Source organism: Enterococcus sp. AZ196 (assembly GCF_050498845.1).
Taxonomy (GTDB): domain Bacteria; phylum Bacillota; class Bacilli; order Lactobacillales; family Enterococcaceae; genus Enterococcus_A; species Enterococcus_A murrayae.
Window position 1 is genome coordinate 1,755,001 of the sequence record NZ_JBIPAM010000001.1, and the last position, 20,964, is coordinate 1,775,964.

The 20,964-nt window shown below is 42.3% G+C and carries 21 protein-coding genes, 2 rRNA genes and 1 other RNA gene (1 of these 24 only partly in view); 4 read left to right on the plus strand and 20 right to left on the minus strand.

Annotated elements, in window-relative coordinates; all coding sequences use genetic code 11:
* The 4 genes from IGI67_RS08575 to IGI67_RS08590 all read right to left on the minus strand — a co-directional run.
* Nucleotides 1–473: ribosomal RNA gene (locus tag IGI67_RS08575) — 23S ribosomal RNA — on the minus strand; it reaches 2,440 nt to the left of the window's first position.
* A 244-nt stretch (nt 474–717) separates the two neighbouring features.
* A 16S ribosomal RNA gene (locus IGI67_RS08580) occupies nt 718–2,276 on the minus strand.
* The 16S and 23S rRNA genes sit together here, the layout of an rRNA operon.
* Nucleotides 2,277–2,631: 355 nt before the next feature.
* On the minus strand, nt 2,632–2,994 hold the full coding sequence (locus tag IGI67_RS08585; RefSeq protein ID WP_347401827.1) for a hypothetical protein: 363 nt from the start codon (nt 2,992–2,994) through the stop codon (nt 2,632–2,634).
* Nucleotides 2,995–3,073: 79 nt separating this feature from the next.
* Nucleotides 3,074–3,460, minus strand: coding sequence for a CvfD/Ygs/GSP13 family RNA-binding post-transcriptional regulator (locus IGI67_RS08590; protein ID WP_207110828.1), 387 nt, complete (start codon nt 3,458–3,460; stop codon nt 3,074–3,076).
* 77 nt (nt 3,461–3,537) lie between these two features.
* On the opposite strand from IGI67_RS08590, the gene IGI67_RS08595 reads away from it, so the two are divergent.
* Nucleotides 3,538–4,704 (plus strand): MalY/PatB family protein, encoded by a 1,167-nt coding sequence (locus IGI67_RS08595; protein WP_429957417.1) that lies wholly within the window; start codon nt 3,538–3,540, stop codon nt 4,702–4,704.
* Nucleotides 4,705–4,730: 26 nt separating this feature from the next.
* Here IGI67_RS08595 and IGI67_RS08600 read toward each other — a convergent pair whose 3' ends face one another.
* On the minus strand, nt 4,731–5,318 hold the full coding sequence (locus tag IGI67_RS08600) for a peptidylprolyl isomerase (protein WP_207110830.1): 588 nt from the start codon (nt 5,316–5,318) through the stop codon (nt 4,731–4,733).
* Between the two features lie 130 nt (nt 5,319–5,448).
* On the opposite strand from IGI67_RS08600, the gene IGI67_RS08605 reads away from it, so the two are divergent.
* Both IGI67_RS08605 and IGI67_RS08610 read left to right on the plus strand, forming a co-directional pair.
* Nucleotides 5,449–6,432: an NAD(P)/FAD-dependent oxidoreductase gene (locus tag IGI67_RS08605; protein WP_429957418.1), complete on the plus strand. Its 984-nt coding sequence runs from the start codon at nt 5,449–5,451 to the stop codon at nt 6,430–6,432.
* Nucleotides 6,433–6,450: 18 nt separating this feature from the next.
* On the plus strand, nt 6,451–6,960 hold the full coding sequence (locus IGI67_RS08610) for a phosphatidylglycerophosphatase A family protein (RefSeq protein WP_207110832.1): 510 nt from the start codon (nt 6,451–6,453) through the stop codon (nt 6,958–6,960).
* Nucleotides 6,961–6,978: 18 nt separating this feature from the next.
* Here the strand turns inward: IGI67_RS08610 and IGI67_RS08615 are convergent, their stop codons facing one another.
* From IGI67_RS08615 to IGI67_RS08630, 4 genes are read right to left on the minus strand one after another with little or no spacing between them, the layout of a single operon-like run.
* A complete protein-coding gene (locus tag IGI67_RS08615; protein ID WP_429957419.1) occupies nt 6,979–7,614 on the minus strand; it encodes a TIGR01906 family membrane protein in 636 nt (211 codons plus the stop codon).
* A complete protein-coding gene (locus IGI67_RS08620; protein ID WP_207109900.1) occupies nt 7,604–8,374 on the minus strand; it encodes a TIGR01457 family HAD-type hydrolase in 771 nt (256 codons plus the stop codon). The genes IGI67_RS08615 and IGI67_RS08620 overlap by 11 nt, the downstream gene beginning before the upstream one ends.
* A gap of 4 nt (nt 8,375–8,378) precedes the next feature.
* Complete coding sequence (locus IGI67_RS08625) at nt 8,379–8,999, minus strand: YutD family protein (RefSeq protein WP_207109899.1); 621 nt, start codon at nt 8,997–8,999, stop codon at nt 8,379–8,381.
* Nucleotides 9,000–9,033: 34 nt separating this feature from the next.
* Complete coding sequence (locus IGI67_RS08630) at nt 9,034–10,413, minus strand: bifunctional metallophosphatase/5'-nucleotidase (RefSeq protein WP_429957420.1); 1,380 nt, start codon at nt 10,411–10,413, stop codon at nt 9,034–9,036.
* A 95-nt stretch (nt 10,414–10,508) separates the two neighbouring features.
* On the opposite strand from IGI67_RS08630, the gene IGI67_RS08635 reads away from it, so the two are divergent.
* Nucleotides 10,509–10,988 (plus strand): methylated-DNA--[protein]-cysteine S-methyltransferase, encoded by a 480-nt coding sequence (locus IGI67_RS08635; protein ID WP_429957421.1) that lies wholly within the window; start codon nt 10,509–10,511, stop codon nt 10,986–10,988.
* Between the two features lie 45 nt (nt 10,989–11,033).
* Here the strand turns inward: IGI67_RS08635 and IGI67_RS08640 are convergent, their stop codons facing one another.
* From IGI67_RS08640 to nagE, 11 genes are all read right to left on the minus strand, one after another.
* Nucleotides 11,034–11,528, minus strand: coding sequence for an LURP-one-related/scramblase family protein (locus IGI67_RS08640; protein ID WP_429957422.1), 495 nt, complete (start codon nt 11,526–11,528; stop codon nt 11,034–11,036).
* An 11-nt stretch (nt 11,529–11,539) separates the two neighbouring features.
* Entirely contained in the window at nt 11,540–12,409 is an 870-nt protein-coding gene (locus tag IGI67_RS08645) for an SPFH domain-containing protein (RefSeq protein ID WP_429957423.1), read from the minus strand.
* A gap of 249 nt (nt 12,410–12,658) precedes the next feature.
* Nucleotides 12,659–12,859 (minus strand): cold-shock protein, encoded by a 201-nt coding sequence (locus IGI67_RS08650; protein WP_090407834.1) that lies wholly within the window; start codon nt 12,857–12,859, stop codon nt 12,659–12,661.
* A 330-nt stretch (nt 12,860–13,189) separates the two neighbouring features.
* Nucleotides 13,190–13,273: signal recognition particle sRNA small type (ffs, locus tag IGI67_RS08655), an RNA gene on the minus strand.
* Between the two features lie 26 nt (nt 13,274–13,299).
* Nucleotides 13,300–13,803 carry a tRNA adenosine(34) deaminase TadA gene (gene tadA, locus IGI67_RS08660; protein WP_429957424.1) on the minus strand — a complete coding sequence of 168 codons (504 nt, stop codon included), beginning with the start codon at nt 13,801–13,803 and terminating at the stop codon, nt 13,300–13,302.
* A gap of 92 nt (nt 13,804–13,895) precedes the next feature.
* Nucleotides 13,896–14,231, minus strand: coding sequence for a hypothetical protein (locus tag IGI67_RS08665; protein ID WP_207109893.1), 336 nt, complete (start codon nt 14,229–14,231; stop codon nt 13,896–13,898).
* 175 nt (nt 14,232–14,406) lie between these two features.
* A complete protein-coding gene (locus IGI67_RS08670; protein ID WP_429957425.1) occupies nt 14,407–16,047 on the minus strand; it encodes an SWIM zinc finger family protein in 1,641 nt (546 codons plus the stop codon).
* Nucleotides 16,048–16,191: 144 nt separating this feature from the next.
* Nucleotides 16,192–16,902: a zinc metallopeptidase gene (locus IGI67_RS08675; RefSeq protein WP_429957426.1), complete on the minus strand. Its 711-nt coding sequence runs from the start codon at nt 16,900–16,902 to the stop codon at nt 16,192–16,194.
* Between the two features lie 223 nt (nt 16,903–17,125).
* Nucleotides 17,126–17,449 carry a zinc ribbon domain-containing protein YjdM gene (locus IGI67_RS08680; protein ID WP_207109890.1) on the minus strand — a complete coding sequence of 108 codons (324 nt, stop codon included), beginning with the start codon at nt 17,447–17,449 and terminating at the stop codon, nt 17,126–17,128.
* Between the two features lie 219 nt (nt 17,450–17,668).
* Entirely contained in the window at nt 17,669–18,658 is a 990-nt protein-coding gene (locus tag IGI67_RS08685) for a hypothetical protein (RefSeq protein WP_429957427.1), read from the minus strand.
* Nucleotides 18,659–19,002: 344 nt separating this feature from the next.
* A complete protein-coding gene (gene nagE / locus IGI67_RS08690; RefSeq protein WP_429957428.1) occupies nt 19,003–20,961 on the minus strand; it encodes an N-acetylglucosamine-specific PTS transporter subunit IIBC in 1,959 nt (652 codons plus the stop codon).
* Between the last annotated feature and the right edge of the window lie 3 nt (nt 20,962–20,964).

The following is a 20,964-nucleotide window of genomic DNA, read 5'->3' on the forward strand; positions in this document are numbered from 1 at the left end:
AGTATTTAGCCTTGGGAGATGGTCCTCCCGGATTCCGACGGAATTCCTCGTGTTCCGCCGTACTCAGGATCCTCCTAGGTGCCAGTCAAATTTTGTCTACGGGGCTTTTACCCTTTCCAGCAGACCTTTCCAGGTCCTTCGACTATCTCACTGAACTACCATATTGGAGTCCTACAACCCCAAGAGGCAAGCCTCTTGGTTTGGGCTTTTCCCGTTTCGCTCGCCGCTACTCAGGGAATCGATTTTTCTTTCTCTTCCTGCAGGTACTTAGATGTTTCAGTTCTCTGCGTCTACCTCTAATCAGCTATGTATTCACTGAAAAGTAACATCCTATAAAAGATGCTGGGTTTCCCCATTCGGAAATCTCCGGATCAAAGCTTACTTACAGCTCCCCGAAGCATATCGGTGTTAGTCCCGTCCTTCATCGGCTCCTAGTGCCAAGGCATCCACCGTGCGCCCTTATTCACTTAACCTTATCCTAACTTGCGTTAGGGGTTTGATTGTTTCATCTAGCGATAGACTTCCCAATCAGAAAAAAATAAGCAATTGAACGTATTAAAAAACTCATTCAACGCGGTGTTCTCGGTTTGTTTAAAATTATGTTTCTGTATCCAGTTTTCAATGAACGATTTGAGAGTAGACCTCTCAAAACTGAACGAATAAAAGCAAGCCTGTGTAGTTTCCGTAACGTTCATCTTAGATGAACTGATTCCTTAGAAAGGAGGTGATCCAGCCGCACCTTCCGATACGGCTACCTTGTTACGACTTCACCCCAATCATCTATCCCACCTTAGGCGGCTGGCTCCAAAAGGTTACCTCACCGACTTCGGGTGTTACAAACTCTCGTGGTGTGACGGGCGGTGTGTACAAGGCCCGGGAACGTATTCACCGCGGCGTGCTGATCCGCGATTACTAGCGATTCCGGCTTCATGTAGGCGAGTTGCAGCCTACAATCCGAACTGAGAGAAGCTTTAAGAGATTAGCTTAGCCTCGCGACTTCGCGACTCGTTGTACTTCCCATTGTAGCACGTGTGTAGCCCAGGTCATAAGGGGCATGATGATTTGACGTCATCCCCACCTTCCTCCGGTTTGTCACCGGCAGTCTCGCTAGAGTGCCCAACTAAATGATGGCAACTAACAATAAGGGTTGCGCTCGTTGCGGGACTTAACCCAACATCTCACGACACGAGCTGACGACAACCATGCACCACCTGTCACTTTGCCCCCGAAGGGGAAGCTCTATCTCTAGAGTGGTCAAAGGATGTCAAGACCTGGTAAGGTTCTTCGCGTTGCTTCGAATTAAACCACATGCTCCACCGCTTGTGCGGGCCCCCGTCAATTCCTTTGAGTTTCAACCTTGCGGTCGTACTCCCCAGGCGGAGTGCTTAATGCGTTAGCTGCAGCACTGAAGGGCGGAAACCCTCCAACACTTAGCACTCATCGTTTACGGCGTGGACTACCAGGGTATCTAATCCTGTTTGCTCCCCACGCTTTCGAGCCTCAGCGTCAGTTACAGACCAGAGAGCCGCCTTCGCCACTGGTGTTCCTCCATATATCTACGCATTTCACCGCTACACATGGAATTCCACTCTCCTCTTCTGCACTCAAGTTTCCCAGTTTCCAATGACCCTCCCCGGTTGAGCCGGGGGCTTTCACATCAGACTTAAGAAACCGCCTGCGCTCGCTTTACGCCCAATAAATCCGGACAACGCTTGCCACCTACGTATTACCGCGGCTGCTGGCACGTAGTTAGCCGTGGCTTTCTGGTTAGATACCGTCAAGGGATGAACATTTTACTCTCATCCTTGTTCTTCTCTAACAACAGAGTTTTACGATCCGAAAACCTTCTTCACTCACGCGGCGTTGCTCGGTCAGACTTTCGTCCATTGCCGAAGATTCCCTACTGCTGCCTCCCGTAGGAGTTTGGGCCGTGTCTCAGTCCCAATGTGGCCGATCACCCTCTCAGGTCGGCTATGCATCGTTGCCTTGGTGAGCCGTTACCTCACCAACTAGCTAATGCACCGCGGGTCCATCCATCAGTGACGCAAAAGCGCCTTTCAAACCGAAACCATGCGGTTTCGATTGTTATACGGTATTAGCACCTGTTTCCAAGTGTTATCCCCTTCTGATGGGCAGGTTACCCACGTGTTACTCACCCGTTCGCCACTCCTTTTCTTTCGGTGGAGCAAGCTCCGGTGAAAGAAAAAGCGTTCGACTTGCATGTATTAGGCACGCCGCCAGCGTTCGTCCTGAGCCAGGATCAAACTCTCATATAAAGTGTTTGAAACAGTCGTTAAACTGTTAAGCTCAATTGTATTAATTGACTTGCTAGCATATTGCTTGCTATGTTGTTTGTTTCTATTAAATAGAAACGCCCTACACATTTGGTTTGTTTTATTCGTTCAGTTTTCAAAGGTCTACATTGTTTGTTGCTTTGTTTCAGCAACTTTTATATCTTAACAGGTTGCCAAGTGAATGTCAATGGTTTTTTTGAAGTTTTTTAAAACTCAAATCACATTGTTCGTCTTTAGCTGTATCAGCAACGTTTATTAATTTACCACTTATTCAATCATCGGTCAACTATTTTTTTCAAAAAAAAAGAACTTATTTTCATAAGCTCCTTTTTAATACTTATTCAAATAATGGTACACCTTCGATTTCGATTGTTCCAAGGATTTTTCTTACGCTATCAGGACTTTCCCAAGCGAATCCTTCTGGTAATTCAGTAGCTGTCTCACCAGTCATTTCAAACACATAAAGAGGTAAACTAGCCCCATGTGATTGTGTGTTGGTTAATTCGACTAATCGAATATCATCAACGTTAATATGTAGTGTAGCCTTTAAAAAATTCAAGAAACTAGCTAAAACGGTGTTTTCGGCTTTGGTATCAGTGCGTGCAAATTCCTTATCGTTTCCTATTTCGTGGACTAAAAAACGTTTTGATCCATCTTCTAAATGCAACATGATTGTTCCAGACACTTGTTTTGTCACAATTTTCACCTCTGTAAAAGCTAATCGTAAATCGACCTCATTGTAACATGTTTTCTGAAAAAAAGATATTCTTTGCATAAACCTATGATAAATTTTCAACGCGCTCTTTCAAAAGAAAATCGACTGCTTCATCCGTCCACTTTGGCATATTCTTCTCCAACGAACGGAATCCAATATTTTTGTTGCGATTTGTAAAGTAGCGTTTCCGATGATAAGGCACTTCTGCAGGATGCTCTGCCAGTGTTCGTAAAGACAAACTGATTTTCTTCGTATACTCATCAATATCAATGATCTGAACATTCACCACTTGACCAATTTCTAAAAAGCTATGGATGTTCTTTGTATACCCCGATTGAACCTCCGAAATATGAACTAACCCCTGTGTCTGATCATCTAACGAGATAAACGCACCATAGGGCTGAATCCCTGTGACTCTTCCTTCAATAATATCTCCAATTTTATATTCCATTCGTTTCCCTCTTTTCGCATGTTTTATTATACTGTATTTATAAATAAAATTGAAGCTAGCAAGTAGGAGGAAGAAGAATGTCAAAATTTGAACAACCAATTGATCGTCTAGGCACCAATAGCGTAAAGTGGGATACTATTCTCCAAATGTATCATGAGAAGGAACTGTTGCCATTGTGGATTGCCGATATGGATTTCAAAGCACCAGCAGGCGTATTACAAGCGTATCAAAAATTATTGGATCACGGAATATTAGGCTATGCAGATACACCAGAAGGTCTTTACACAGCCATTATTGATTGGGAAAAAAAGCATCACTGCCTCACCTTAGAAAAAGACGATATTCTTTTCTTCTCAGGTGTGTTAGCTGGGATAGCAACCGCAGTTCAAGCATTTACCCAGCCGAACGATGCCATCTTGATCCATGATCCAGTCTATCCTCCTTTCTCAACTATTATCACAACTAACCAGCGTCAATTGATCCGCAGCTCGTTAATCGAAAAGAACGGGCGTTTCGAAATGGACTTTGCAGATATCGAGGAAAAATTCAAGCAGCACAAGGTAAAAGTCATGATCTTGTGTAATCCCCACAATCCCGGCGGTCGTGTCTGGTTAAAGGATGAGCTGCTTCAGCTAGGAGAGCTTTGCCGAAAATACAAGGTTCTTATCTTCAGCGATGAAATCCATCAGGATCTAGTTTTCGCGCCAAATAAAATGACTTCCTTCTTTGAGGCGGGAGAAAATTTCAGTGATTTTAGTTTGCAATTTACTTCTATGACTAAAACCTTTAATCTAGCCGGAATCAAAAATTCGATCGTCCTAGTAAAAAACGAGCAGTTGCGCAAACAGTTGGTTCACAAGCAAGAACAAAACTTTCAACAGGAGATTAATACATTTGGCTTGGTTGGTATGGAGGCTGCATACAATACTGGCGAAGAATGGTTGGCGGAGCTATTGCCCTATATCCAATCGAACATCGAGTACACAATGCTATTTTTCAAAGAACATTTGCCAAATGTACACATCATGAGTCCGGAAGGAACCTATTTATTATGGCTGGATTTTTCAGAATACAAACTTTCTGACGAAGAGCTTGAAGAACGCTTAGTTCATGGAGGAAAAGTGGTTTTAAACGCGGGAATTAGTTACGGTCCGAGCGGCAAACAGCATATGCGCCTAAACGTTGCTTGCCCGCAAGCAACTCTTTCAGAAGGGTTAAAACGAATCGCTAATGCATTAAAATAAAAAATACGGCCCGCGGGCCGTATTTTTTATTCTGAGATCTCAATTGATTCGATTACTATATCGTGAACAGGTTTGTCTTGTGCTCCGCGTTTAGCAGCAGCGATGTCATCTACGACATCCATTCCTTCAGTCACATGACCAAAAACCGTATGACGGAAATCTAACCACGGTGTTCCGCCTTGTTTGTAGGTTTCGATAATTTCGCCTGGGAACCCAGCTTCTTCTAATTGTGCCATCATATTAGCAGGAACGTTTTGATTGTTTACGATGAAAAACTGGCTGCCGTTAGAGTTTGGTCCAGCATTTGCCATTGACAAGGCGCCACGCAAATTGAACAGGTTCCGTGAAAATTCATCTTCAAATTTTTCACCATAAATACTTTCGCCGCCCATTCCAGTACCAGTTGGGTCTCCGCCTTGAATCATGAAATCAGGAATGACACGGTGGAAAATTACGCCATCGTAATACCCCTTCTTCGCTAATTCAACAAAGTTTTTAACTGTTTTAGGTGCTTCTTCCGGAAACAATTGAACTTTGATGTCGCCCATATTTGTTTTAATCGTTGCTTTAGGTCCTTTTTCTTCGGTTAAGTTTAATTGTGGAAATTGAGTCACTTCAAAATCCTCCTTTATTTTTTGCTGTGTCCATCATAACAAACTTTTCTGATTTTGCCACCTCCCCAAACTAAGCGTTTCTTTCTCTCTCATTTATTTGTTACAATCGATAGAAAGAAAGGGTGTTGATATGGAGATTTTTGATATTACCATCATAGGTGCAGGGCCTGTCGGTATGTTTGCAGCTTTTTATGCTGGAATTCGCCAAGCCAAAACAAAGTTGATCGATAGTTTGCCTCAACTGGGCGGACAATTAACAACACTTTATCCTGAGAAAAATATTTATGACATTCCCGGGTTCCCCATTGTTAAGGCGGCGGACCTCGTTGGCAACCTAGAGAAACAGCTACGAAGTTTTTCACACACCTATTGTTTGGATGAAGAAGTTTTGGAATTAAAGCAGCATGATGACTACCTGGAGCTGATAACCAATAAGGATAGTCACTACACTAAAGCAGTTATACTGGCTATCGGCAATGGCTCGTTCCAGCCAAGACGTCTGCAGATCGATGGTGCAGATGCTTTTGAAAATTATGGAATTGATTACTATATAAATGATTTGATGAAATATGCCGGAAAAAAAGTCGCCATTGCAGGCGGCGGTGATTCTGCGATTGATTGGGCATTAATGTTAGAACCAATCGCTGCGGAAGTTTCGATCATCCATCGCCGGGATAATTTTCGCGGCCATGAGCATAGTGTCCAAAAGTTGAAGGAGTCCTCAGTAAATATCTACACCCCCTACCTCTTAAAAGAGCTGCATGGGGAAAAAGATTTAGAGGACGTGACTTTACAAAAGGCGAAAAGTGATGAGACAATTACATTGAACGTGGATTACTTGATCGTCAACTACGGCTTTTCTTCTTCATTGGATCATTTACGGTCTTGGGGATTGGAAAGCACACGACAAGCGATCCTTGTTGAATCGGACATGCGCACATCGATTCCTGGTGTCTATGCCTGCGGAGATATCACTACCTATGATGGCAAAGTGAAATTGATCGCTACTGGGATGGGCGAAGCCCCCACCGCTGTCAATAATGCTTTGCACTATATAAATCCTAAAAACCGCACACAGCCTGGACACAGCACGAGCCTATTTCCACAAATATAAGTTTAACGGAGGTACGATATGGTATTCGAAACAACCGCTCTTGAACAAAAAGCCCGAGAACTCTTGGAAGAACGCGGCGTTACTATTCGAGATATCGCAGAACTGGTCTTCTTTTTACAAAAAGACTATATTGACAAGTTAGATATTGAATTATGTATCCACAGCGTCAATCGTGTGTTGACTAAACGCGAAGTTCACAACGCGATCATAACTGGGATCGAACTGGATAAGCTGGCTGAACAAAAGAAGCTGGATTATCCCTTGCAAAATATCCTGGAAGAAGACGAAGGCCTGTACGGCATCGATGAGATTATGGCACTTTCCATCGTGAATGTTTATGGCTCAATCGGCTTCACGAATTACGGCTACATCGACAAAGTGAAGCCGGGTATATTGAAAAAGCTTAACGAGCATGACGGTGTACACGTCCACACCTTCTTAGATGATCTTGTTGGCGCAATCGCCGCTTCAGCTGCTAGTCGATTAGCCCACGAGCATCCCCGCAAACTAGATTCTATCGTCAAATAAGAGCATTAAAAAAAGAGCTTACCGCTCTTTTTTTAATGCTCTTTTGCCAATATAAATCGGTAAGAGATAAAAAATTTCTAGTAAAACAAAAAATAAAATAAAACAATGAAGGAAAAATGTCTCCGGCAAGACGTTTATGATCGGATCAGTCGCTGGATTAAAAATCCATGCGTCATTGTTGAAAAAAACACCATGAAAAAGAACGAAAAATCGATCAAAATTCACCGCCATTAAAAACGCGACCACGATCGGAACCGCAACACCTATACGAAACGGTTGAACCATCGTCCACAATCGCTGCTGTTTCACTAGGTGGCGCACATAAAAGATACTAGGTACCATCGTCGCTAGTAACAGGCCATAGTTCAAAAGAAATAATTTCTTCACTTCATAAAAATGCAGTGCTCCGCTAACTGAAACCGGAAAATCATCCATTTTGAGTGTTTCTACCCATGGCAGATTCAAGTAACGCATTAATTGATCAAAATTATGCAGCAGCTCTTTCGTTGAAAGCGTCGTATAGTCCAACAACTCTAAATGTCCGATATCAAACTGATAAAGCCAGCGAGCATTGATTGTCATTGTAATCGCTAATGTAAGCAGCGTTACAATCAAACAAATCAAGCCGATTCGCTCTAGCCATTTATTTTTCATCAAAGCTCCATTCATCTAGTGAATCTACAAGATACGTTGGCGGCACAGGTAGCGTTGGAACATCAGCTTTTTGTGTGAAGCCAGATAAAACTAAGAGAGAATCAATAGCATTATTGATCCCTGCCAAGATATCCGTCGTGTAATTATCCCCCACCATCAAGACATCCGATTTTTCCAGACCTAAAATTTCCACCGCTTTATCCATAATAATTGCTTCAGGCTTGCCGATATAGACCGCTTTTTGTTGCGTAGAGGCTTCTACCATCGCAATCACTGAACCTGCTCCTGGTAACAAGCCGCGTTCAGTAGGGATATTTTTATCTGGATTCGTTCCAATAAACATGGCGCCCTTTTGAATCGCTAATGTTGCTGTGACAAACTTCTCGTATGTAACCTCTGTATCTAAACCAATTACGACATAATCTGGGCTTTCCTCATCCCAAACATACCCGGCAGACAAAATAGGATCGATCAGACCAGGTTCTCCGATGACGTAAACCTTTTTGCCTTTGGAAGCAGCATTCATATAATCAATCGTTGCTAGCGTTGCTGTGTAGACAGTTTCCGGGCTTACATGAATAGAAAACTCATCCGATAATCGATTCGCTACTGTCTCAGGTGTTTTCGTTGTATTGTTAGTCAAAAATAAAAATGGAAGCCCCCGTGCTTGCAGCTGTTCAACAAAACGGCGGCCGGCTGGGATCGGTTCACTGCCGCGATAGATCGTTCCATCTAAATCAATTAAATATCCTTTGTACATCTTACTACTCTTCCCTTTGACGAATCACGAAGCGTTCGTCCTTTTCTTTTGTTTTTGCAGGAATTTCTTTTTTCGGCTGACGGTTTTTGATGATTGGTTTTTTCTTCGGCTTATCCGTCACAAGCTCTTTCTTCTCTTCAATGTATGCTTGCGGCTTATCCTTACGCTTACGCTTGCGTTTTTTACGATTTTGCTGCCGCTTGCCTCCTGTTCGTTCCAACACAAAATAGGCACATCCAAAGTTACAATACTCATACAAGTAATCTTCTAATGTGTCAATCCGTTGTTCCGGCAAGCTTTTTCGATCATCTTCACGGAAAAAACCTTTAAGGCGCAACTGGTCATAGCCCCAATCACCGACGATGTAATCATAGCGTGTCAAGACCTCACTAAAGCGTTCACCTAAACGTTCGGCATCAAAGCCTTCACGATAATTTCTAACTAAGCGATATTGGCGTTCACCAATCAAAAGATTACTATCATCAACAAATACGACGGGTTCTCCTTTTGTCTTTTCTTCAGCGGGGTTCTCAACGATTTCATCTAAAACCTCAGTCAACTCTTCAGTGACTGTTTTTTCTGGATTGTTGTTCTTTTCTTTTCTATCTCTTTTTTCTTTTGCCATCGTTTCACCACCTGTTTGCTATTATACCTTGTTTTTATTTGATTGGATAGTGAGTGTGGAGATAGTCTCCTAAAACACTGCGAATAAAATCTGGAAATAAAAATTCATAGCGACCAGCGATTTCAATCGTTGGAAAGAAAGGAACAAACATGAAATGATCCACTGTCGCTATCGTATAATCCAGCTCAGGGTCGATCGGCTCGCCAAGCCAGCGAACTTGGTGATTGACTCGATCATACTCGATTCCATCATAAACAAGGTGACCAAAAATCTTGCCGCGGAACCCCATCCCTATTACAGGAAAATTGATGAGAAAATGTCGGTTCTTTTCCATCTCTAGAATCAGCCGAATCAGATTATCCCCATCTAGTGTAACCTTGATTAAGTGCATTGGATGCGGCAATGCCGTATGAAGCTGATCTTGATTGACAATTCCTGCTGGCACATCAGTCAAAAACAGACCCGAATTTAAAACGGCTGCTTCTGTGCCCGCCGCTTCTTTTACAGCAGACAAGGTGTAGTCGATCATCGGATGTTCTGCCTGCAGATCTGTACTCAATGTAAAGGGAACATCTGCTACTTTTTTCTCCGCCAATAATCGATGCCCTTCTTGCAGGTAATCTTTGATTTCTTCCTGATCCTCTGGCAAGGCCAGCATTTTTTCAGTAGGAAAAGTATGAGCAGTTGTTTGGAGAATTCGATGGTTTTCATCTACCGTCACATGGACTTCACCAACGTAATAGCCATATTTTCCCGCGGCTGCTAATTGAACATTCCCTATTTTTTCGCCATCCTCGAACAAATGATGCGTATGGGAACCTAAGATGACGTCAATTTCCGGCAGCTCCCGAGCGATTCGCCGATCAACGCTGATCCCTAGATGACTCAGCAAAACTAAAACATCAACCTTTTGACGCAGCTCCGCCACAAGCTCCGGTAAGATATCCATCACTTGACGAATGTCCCAGCCATTAGGACTATAGGTCAACGGGAAAGGCGCGGTGAACGCCAACAGGCCTACTTTGGTTCCTTGATCTGTCGTGATGATTTTAGACTGTTGCGCCCATTCAGGCGGCTGCAACGTTTGCTTATCAAAAAGATTGTCCAATAAAACATCAAAATTCGCTTGATCGTATAAATGGTTTAACTCAGCTTTTGAATTTCCGACCCCTTCATTATTACCGATAGTTGCCGCATCATAATGAATTTGGTTCATCAGCTGGACATTTGCTTGACCATTCGTGGCTTCTGTTAACGGGTGCCAGCGATCGACAAAATCTCCTAAATCAATAGTGATTACCCTTTTTTCTGCAGTCTCTTCTTGTTTTCGATTCAACAGAAAGCGGCGAATCTTCGGCCAATTTTCCAAATGAGAGTGGAGATCATTCGTATGTAAAAGAATAATTTTTTCCATTATTCTACCTCTTTTCAACTCTTCTTGTTCCATCTATAGTAACATATAGCTTAACAAGGCTGAACGAACTCGTTCGCTGAAAAGCAGGTGAAATCATGAAATTTGAATCAACTCTCGGAACCATTTGGTTAGATGCCAACCAATCAGCATTGAGCCGTATATCGTATACCCCGCTCGCTGAAAATCCGTTAGCCAATCAGAAGATCCTTCAAACAGCAAAGCATCAACTCGTAGAATTTTTAGCTGGTGAACGGAAAACTTTCGATATTCCTTATGTTTTTGAGATCGGAACAGATTTCCAGCAGGAAGTGTGGCAGGCATTGGCGGAAATTCCTTATGGTGAAACATGCAGCTACCTTGATATTGCTGAAAAAATCCAACGAAAAAAGGCGGTCCGAGCAATCGGGCAAGCAAATCGAAATAACCCGTTGCCGATTCTCATTCCCTGTCATCGAGTGATCGGAAAAAATGGCAAACTCGTTGGCTATTCAGGCTCAAGCGATGAAGGTCTAAAACTGAAGGAACAATTACTCGCAATAGAAAACCCTATGCTCCAAGAAATAACTCTTTTCTAAAAAAAATACTGTCGTTGACTTTTTCCAGTCAACGACAGTATTTTTTTAGCTGGATGACGATGCCGAAGCTGCTTCATCTTCTTTCACACAATCAATCGCAATCACTAAAGAGATAATTAATTCTTCTAACGTTTCATTCAAAATAGTAATCTCATACGTATCTCCCCATGATATCCAGCGTTTATTTATATCTGCAACCTTCTGTCCTTTTTGCAACACTTCAAAATCCATATCCCACCAGTTGCCGTTGACCGTCAAATCCGCGGCAGAAATTGAATATTTCGCCTTAAAGAAACTTAGTTGCTTTGAAATCTCAATCGTCTCTTCCCCATTCATCTCAACAAAGAATTTCGGCAAAAGACTAATAACTTTCTTCGTGATTCGGCTGATTTCGTGGCCGCGTTCATCTTCAATCGAAAAGGTTTTAGGAATCTTCATAAAACTGCCTTTGACAAAATAGCGCGGCTGCTGCTCCTCATCCATCACAGTAAATTTTTCACCGATACTAAAAACCTTTTGTTTTATATACAGTTTTTTCATCGCGACTCCTCCTATTTTTCTGATAGATCTCCTGTATTTATTACGGGCTGTGTTCCTTTATCCGTAATGATCGAAACCAATAAATTGTTAATAAGCTGAACTTTACGATCATCAGTAAAATGAATGTTCTGCCCATTTTCAATTTGTTCAAGCGCCATCTGGGTCATAGTCACTGCACCTTCAACAATCGTCTGCCTAGCAGATAATATCGCTTTCGCTTGTTGCCGCTGCAGCATTGCATTCGCGATCTCCGTTGCATAAGCTAAGTGATTTAACCGCGTTTCAATCACTTCTACTCCAGCCATCGCCAACCGTTCTTGCAGTTCCGTTGCTAATTCTTCAGAAACCTCAGTCGTGTTGCCCCGCAGCGTCAAATCATCGTCATTGAAGGTATCATAAGGATATTGAGTCGCAATATGTCGGATCGCTGTCTCGCTTTGAATCTCTACAAAATCCAAATAATAATCAACATCAAACAGCGCTTTGGCAGTATCCACTACACGAAAAACCACGACTGCTGAAATTTCAACAGGATTCCCATCTGAGTCATTCACCTTCAAAAGTGAACTATTAAAATTCCGTACCTTCAGTGATACAGGAATCTTGCGTGTTAATGGCGTCGTAATAAACAACCCGTTTTCTTTAATCGTTCCAAGATATTTACCAAAAAACAGAACCGCTTTTGCCCTGTTGGGTCCAACGATTGTTAAGGAGCTTAAAAACAAAACGCCCACGATCCATAAAACAATGCCCAAGAAAATCAACCCGAAACTACGTGATTCGTTTCCAATAAAAACCGCCCAAATACCAAGTCCAAAAAGGACAATCAATCCAACTAAACCTAAATAACCATTAATATGAAAGGCTTTCTTCTCCTTCATCGCTGCACCTCCAAAATCTTCTACCCTCAGTGTACGCCTATTTTGTAAGAGCTTCAATTAATAGTCACTACGCGAAACTTCAATAAAAAAAAGCTCGCGGTTCAATTGTCTGGTTCTATTTGAATAAAACCAAAAAAGGAAACGCCAAAGCGTTTCCTTAAAGTGATTTGATCGAAACAACACGATTTGACGAAGAGCAAAAAAAAACCGCCCCTAGGAGGAGACGGTAGATAAATCAACTAATTTTTATTAAGCTTTTTGGATGTTTGTAGCTTGAGGTCCACGTTGGCCTTCTTCAACATCGAAAGTCACTGCTTGACCTTCTTCTAAAGTTTTGAAGCCGTCGCCTTGGATAGCTGAGAAATGAGCAAATACATCATTGCCATCTTCACCTGTAATAAATCCAAAACCTTTGTCTGCATTAAACCATTTTACTGTACCGTTATTCATGTATGTTTCCTCCTGATACGTATCAAAGTACGTTTTTTTTTGCAATTAATTGTTGATAGTAAAAGGAGTTCAATACGTTTAAATATATACAGTCCAAATCACATTTCAAAATCGATTACTGATATACTATACCATCTATCGGAGAAAAAAGCACGCAAAATAATCAACAATATTATTTAATATTAATGAAGGCCTACACTAGCAACCAAGAAAATCAAGAAAACCAAGGCCAATATAGGGGCGAAATTGAACGAAAAAGGCAAATAGCGTTTGCCCCTTTTGGATTCAGACAAATAAAAAAGCAAGCTCTCAGGCTTGCTGTTACGCAGTTTATATCAGACACATGCCGGATCCCACTTAGTGCTGCTTCCTTCCAGACCTGACACAATTCACAGGCCCGGCATTGTCCTGCCTTTCGGCAAAAAATAGTATAACAAATTCTACTCGTTTTGACTAGTCTTTTTTTTCCGTGCCCGAATCGCTCGAAAGAAATTGGTCAATAGCATCCCACATTCCTCTTCCAGAATGCCTCCCTCGACATAAGCCCGATGATTGAAGCGCTCGTCTGTTAGTAAATTCATCAATGTGCCTGCTGTTCCGCCTTTCGGATCATAGGCCCCAAAATAGACCTCTTCCACCCGCGATAAAATCATGCCCCCGCTGCACATCGGACAAGGCTCCAGCGTTACAAACAGCTGACATTCCTCCAAACGCCAGCTATCCAAATACTGACACGCCTCTCGGATAGCAAACATTTCGGCATGACTCGTTGCGTCCTGACTATGCTCCCGCAGATTATGCCCCCGTCCGATAATCTCGCCATGATAAACGATGACCGCACCAATCGGAACCTCGGCAAGCGCTTCTGCTTTTTTTGCTTCAGCAATCGCTGCTTGCATGAAAAAAAGCTTTTCTTCTTCTGTTAACTGACTTTCTCGCTCCATTTTGTTCCTCACTCATTTAACTGTATTTCTAATCAACTTACTTTAGCATAACTTTTTCAACAAAAAAAGATGCGCCATCGCTGGCACATCAATTACATTACTTTATCTACAAAATCCATCAATCGGTCTTTCAAATCCTCGGTCGTATCTTTGATGGAATCACCATAGACCGATACGCGCTTTTTTCCGCTTTTGATCTTGTCTAAAATACCCATAATATTATCTAAATCTTCATCTGACAGCTTATCTACAATTGCAAGCAATGTTTCACTGCCGTCAAACTTATCACTGACGAAACGTTTTACTTTGCAACGATTTGATACATGACGAGCCTTTTCAATCAGCTTCCCAGAAGCAACGACAGCTGTGGCTGTACTCGCTGCAACAATCACGCCTACTCCGATTTTGACCTTGGTCGATCTTTTCATAGTATCAGCTCCTTATTCGTATTAATGAGCTAATTTCTCTCACGAAAAATTAGACTGTCATCCTTAATTCCATCATACCACACACTCAAAATTATCAGTAATAAGAACTACCGAGAAATGAAAGCGAAATCTTTATGGTTAGATAAACATACAAATCGAACTATTTACATGTTTGCTAAACGCGTTCAAGCTCTTCTAACAGGGCAGGTCGTCTCGGATAAGTCGTCTTCAGCTCCTGGACAAAATCTGTCAGTACCTTTTTACCATCTGGTATCTTCTTCATGTCTTGCAGCAAATAAACAATGTCGCGGTATTTTTTGCGGCTAGAAGATTCATGCAGCACACCACGAATCTCTTTTTTGTATTTCTCCAGCAAACGTTCAGGATAACGGTCCTTCAAGATGACCAGATAAGATTGCGTTTTATAAAGCATAAAGGACTTCTCAACTTCTTCCATCAGCAGGTCGTAGCACTGCTCTTCTACGTACAGATCATCCAGTACGACCTCTCCCGCAAGTTTATTAAAGATTTTATCCCGGATCGGTCGCCACTCATCTGTCGAATACAGCTGTTTCAACTCGCGAAAAGTCTCCAAGCTGCCTGGATCGTCTTCATAAATCAAGTGATACAACTGCTCTACATAAGCCTCTTTTTCTCCTAATTGCAAATAAAGATTTTTTAACTGAATACTGTACTCACTGACCAATCCGCGATACTCTTTGTCCAAAATGATACTTTCCTTTAATACTTCGATCGCTCGATAAAAATTTTTCTGGTCAATGCAGCGCTTAATATACCTTTGCCGGATCTCATTATGGTTCCACATACTTCGATAAAAGGCCTCGATTTCTTCATCTGGTTTTCCCAGCTGCTCCAATAATTCAGCCTTTATTATCCCCCAAGAAGCAAGCGAGTAATCCCTGATAAACTCATTCTGTTTGGCCGCCTCTTCAAGCATTTCTTCAACGCGTTGCAGCTTTTGTTCTGCAAAGTTCAGCTCTTGAAACTCTTCTGCGATGATTTGTTGAATGAGCTCTAATAAAAAATCATGCTCCAGCTCAGCCAACTGACGTGAAAACCAAATAAACATGTCATTCTTCGTATCTGGATCAACCAGCGAAAGAATCCGCTGCCAGATCTCATAGCATTCATTTCCTAAAAAAACGATCTCCCCATTGGAATCATCGATTTCCACCTCACCAATCGTTTGAAAAACAGCGTTCGTTAAATCGAAGGCTTCGTGATACCGCTCTTCATCAATCAACGACTGAACCTCGGCATCCAAAAACGCAGATAGATCAGCAGCAAAGCCAAAAGCATGATCATAATTAATGTAATCAGAATAATCTGTATAGCGATCCACGATCTGATTTACTTGAAAAAACGGATCAGCCGTATTACTGGTAATTCCACTTTTCTGAATCCTGCCCATGAAACGTTGTGCCAAACTCTGATCCTGCTGCAAGCTTTCCAGCAGAAACGCACGCAAGGTCACTTCATCGGCTGCCGCAATAGCTTTTTCCAGCTCAGATTTTGAAAAGACCGACACCTCTTTTGCCGCCCCATTTTCCCAAGCAAAAAAGACTGCCGCCATATGCTTGCAGGTATTCAGATCAGCGGCATAAGGACATTCACAGAACAAGCCTAAGTTATCCTCTTCGCTCAAATCAAGCTCGACCTCGTAATCCTGAGTGCCTGTTACGATTGCGGATAGGACACCAGCTTCATCAATCACGTTAGTAACATGCCCCATCTGATAATAATCCAATCCCCGCTCCAATATCCGCGGTTCAAATAAACTTTGCCATTCCATCATAGGTCTTCCTCCTCTACATCAACTTTTTATCTGTTTTTCTGTCAAAAATCCTTCTCCACTCCCATTATAAAAGAAAAACCTGCAGACATCCTCCCTTTTAGAGAGTTTGTCTGCAGGTTGAAAGAACCGGCGTATTGCCAATACTTAATTTCGATTGCGATTACCGAACAGCAGGATCAACCGCAGCAATTGCAGGAAGGTTGCCAGCGCTGCCGCTACATAAGTCAACGCAGCCGCAAACAGCACTTTCCGAGCCGCCGCCAATTCATCCTCCTCCAACATATTCCCCTCGCGTAAAATACTTAGCGCCCGTCGTGACGCATCAAATTCCACCGGTAAAGTCACCAGTTGAAAAACTAGGGCCAATGAAAAGGCTAAGATCCCGATATTGATCAAGGTTTGGTTCCAGCTCATAAAGACACCCAGCAGGATCAAAGGAAAAGAAAGGGTCGACCCGATATTGGCCACCGGCACGATCGCCGCCCGCATCCGCAGCGGAATATAATTTTTCGCATCTTGGACGGCATGCCCGCATTCATGGGCCGCCACACCAATCGCTGCCACCGAAGTGGATTGTGCAGTCGCTTCGGACAAGCTCAATATTTTATTCCCACTGTTGTAATTATCCGTTAAATCACCAGCGATCTGTTGAACGCCGACGTCATTGATCCCTTGATTACGTAAAATATATTCCGCTGCTTGTGTTCCTGTGACGCCTTTACTGCTGCGGAACTCATCATATTTACGAAAGGTCGAATTGACATAAGCAGATGCCAGCCCAGAGATGACCAGCCCGGCAATCACTAATAAAAACGTGGGATCTAGAAAATTATAAGGCATTCCATACCCATACATAGACATTCTCCTTTTTCGCTATCCTTGATTCTAAAGACTTCTATCAGCCAGCCAATCTTCGCCCGCTTTAAAAAAAGTCACACATCTGTTTCCAACAAACTTGTGAACATGAAATAGTTCGTCTTTAATCAAGGCGGCTGTTTAAAATAATCCGTTTCCTAAGCATAGTTTAGCACGAAAGGCATGAATTTTTTATGAAAACAACTCTAAAAATCTCTCTAGCTTATAACTTCTTTACAAATTCAGATTTTAATTTCATCGGACCAAAGCCATCGACTTTGCAGTCAATATTATGATCCCCTTCAACTAAGCGAATATTTTTCACTTTGGTTCCTTGCTTGATGGCGCCTGACGCACCCTTAACTTTTAAATCCTTGATCACAGTAACACTGTCGCCTTCTTGAAGCAGGTTGCCGTTACTATCTTTGACGACCAATCCTTCCTCGACCTCATCACCTTCAGACCATTCATGACCGCATTCAGGGCAAACAAATAAGCCGCGATCCTCATAAGTATATTCTGATTGACACATTGGACAATTTGGCATAATCTTCCTCCACTAAAATTATTTTCTAAACACTAAGTTTAGCGGAAACACCGTGACTTGAAAAGTCCTACTCAAAGAAAACATCAGCGATGACGTCCGCCTGAGTTCTTTCTGATCAACCATTGAACCTCCAAAGCGCCATTATCCCATACTAAAAAGACCTGATTGTCTGTTTTTTTCAATCACGCTGTCCTTCTTTTTTGCCTGTTCGTTATACTGCTATTTCTTCCTTTTCTGTAGATAGTTCTTTTTCCTTCTTTCGATTCGTCGTTTCTCGCGCTCTTCTTCTATTTGTTCGGCGGTTTTACCATAACGCATGTAGGTGGTGTCCGATTTTTGCGAGATAGCGGCTGATTTTTTTGCCTTTTTCTCCGAAGAAGTCGCTGTGGCCGATTTCATTACACTGCCGTCCTTTTGCGGTGCCGTGGTTTGTTTCGTTAATAGCGCTTCTTCAGGGGCGTTCCGATTCGAATCAACGCTTTTCTTCGGTGCTCCCCCAGTATTTGTATCATTAAAAGCGAGTGCTTCTCCGCTTGTATCCTCAGTGGAAGCGGCTTTCTCCATCAATACTTGCCCTGACTCCTCCGCTATTTCTACGCGAGTGTCATAGGACGTTGTGCTGATTTTTCCTGAACCTTCATAATTGATGAACTTGACGAATTTTCGCACACCGTTTGTTTCAAAAATCGTCAAGGTTGTCAAAATCTGTAAAATATTCGCAATCACGAGCCTAGTTTTATTGGGATCGGTTTCGCGAATCGTCAACTTGTGGCGTTTGCCATTAATATCTTCAAAGAAGGACTCCACAATATAGATGTGATCCGCCTGGCGAATGTCCAGTGTAGCTTCTTCGGTTAAGTAGTCTTTATAGGCACGAGCTTCTTTAGTACAGGCCAAATAATCTGCTTCATTAGAAAACAGGCGATTGAGAATGGTTTCCCAATCGTTTTTACAATATTCTTCAAAATATGGAGCGTACCGACGCAGCATATCATTAGGCTCTGACGTTAAGAACAGTTCTCGCATCAATGCTTGAAGCGTCTCTGAAATCGTGCGGGAACAAATGGCGCTCCGCACAAGAACAGCCACAAGATATTCAACAACCTCTAAAACATTTTGACTCTGTTCATACCGTTTGATTATTCTCTTCTCAAGATTCTCCCACTTCATCAAAAAGAGCTGTCTTTGACCCAATTTCGCTACATCCATTTTTCCTACCCCCGAGTTAAACTATATTAGTATTAAAAAGTAATCGTTTTCATTTTATAAGAATATAATACCGATAAATAACGTTATTGTAAATAGATGAAAGAAAATTCTTTTTCTTTATAAAAAACAAAGGAAATGAATTGTACTATCAATAAGCCTTTAAATCCATTTCTGTAATAACAAAAAACATTTCACACCACCTTTTACAACCGTCATTAAATAACTTAACATGAGAAACTGTTCAATCATTCAGCAAAAAAAGTACTTATTCTGCAAACACTTTGTTAATCGCAGTGATTTAACAAAAAAAGGGCCGTGTCGCAAAGACACAGCCCATTAATTCTTTATTTACTTGTTAATTCACCAATCGTTTCATTCGCTTGAACATCCTTTTGCTCAGCCAATTCAAACTTATCGACTTTATCCATATTGGTCAATGCCACGATCATATCCGTCTTCTTACCTGCTGCAACGACAGCTTCCAAGTCGACCTTCGCAATCATTTGTCCACGCCCAACTTGTTGTCCAGCGGTCACATAAACAGTAAACGGCTTGCCGCCTAGATCTACGGTATCCAGTCCCATGTGCAACAGCACTTCGATGCCAGTAGGAGTGGTAATCCCCACTGCATGTTTCGTAGGAAAGACATTCGAAATCGTTCCTGCCACAGGAGAGAAGATTTCACCAGAAGTTGGCAATACAGCATACCCGTCTCCCATCATTTTTTCTGAGAAAACATCATCAGAAACTTCAGTGATCGGCACCAAACGTCCTTGCGCTACTGCAAATAAATCCTGCGATTTAGGTGCTTCTTCTACCACGGTTTGATCAACAACTGGCTGCTTTCTGCTGTTGCCTCCTTGTAATCGGTTCATCTCATCGGCAACGAATTGTACTTCGGTTCCGACGATTACTTGGATGTTTTTATCGTCTATTACCTTTAATCCAGGAACACCGGTTGCTTTAATCTTGCTTTGATTAACCGTTCCGGTATCCTTGACCTGTAATCGCAAGCGAGTCGTACAATTATCAATTGCTGTTACATTTGCAGCTCCGCCTAACGCGTCATATATCTTTTGCGCCATCACAGCATGCTTACTATCACCAGCTGTAGCGATATCCGGCATTTCCTCACCGTCATCTTCTTCACGCCCTGGAGTCATCAAATTAAATTTGGTGATGACAAAACGGAATGTCACATAGTAGATGACCGCCATAACAAGACCTAAGAGAATCAGCATGTACGGTTTATTGGCAATTGGAACCCGCAAACTTAAGAAGAAATCAATAAATCCAGCACTAAAGTTAAATCCAGCAGTCCATTGGAAAGTCGCTGCAATAAACATAGAGATACCTGTTAAAATCGCATGAACAACATACAATGGCCACGCAACAAACATAAATGAAAACTCAAGCGGCTCTGTAACACCTGTAAAGAATGACGCAAAAGCGGCTGCAATCATTAAAGAAGCAGTAATTTTTTTCTTTTCAGGTCGGGCGCTATGATAGATTGCCAACGCTCCAGCTGGTAAACCAAACATCATAACTGGGAAGAAGCCTGCTTGATAACGACCGGTAATTCCTTTGACCCCTTCACTTGCCCAGAATTTACCAATATCATCAATCCCAGCCAAGTTAAACCAGAACACATTATTCAATGCATGGTGCAGACCAGTTGGAATCAATAATCGGTTAAAGAGACCATATAAGCCAGCTCCTAATGGCCCCATACCGGAAATCATTTCACCAAAGCTTACCAAAGCGTTATAAACTGGCGGCCATACGAAAATCAAACCTGCTGAGATCGCTGCCATTAGACCGGCTGTTACGATTGGTACGAGCCGCTTCCCACTAAAGAAAGAGAGCGCCATTGGCAGTTTTACACCACTGAAGCGGTTATACATAGCTGCCGCTACTAGTCCGGCTAAAATCCCTACGAATACATTTTTAAAATTGATTGCTCCAAAAGCAATGTTCACGTCTTCTACGGCTACTTTCGTAAACATAGCCACCGCATCACTATTGACCAAAGTCATCGGAGTCAAGAAGGCTACTAAACCGGACAAAGCTGCTGCTCCGTCTTTATCTTTAGACATCCCTAGTGCTAAACCAACTGCGAACAACACCCCTAAATTATCTAAGATCGTTCCGCCTGCTTTAATCAAGAAGGCTGCCAATAAATTATTGCCGCCCCATCCGCTTGGATCGATCCAATAACCAATTCCCATAAATAAAGCCGCTACCGGCAAGGTCGCTACTGGCAACATTAATGAACGTCCCATGCGCTGCATATATGCTTTCATATT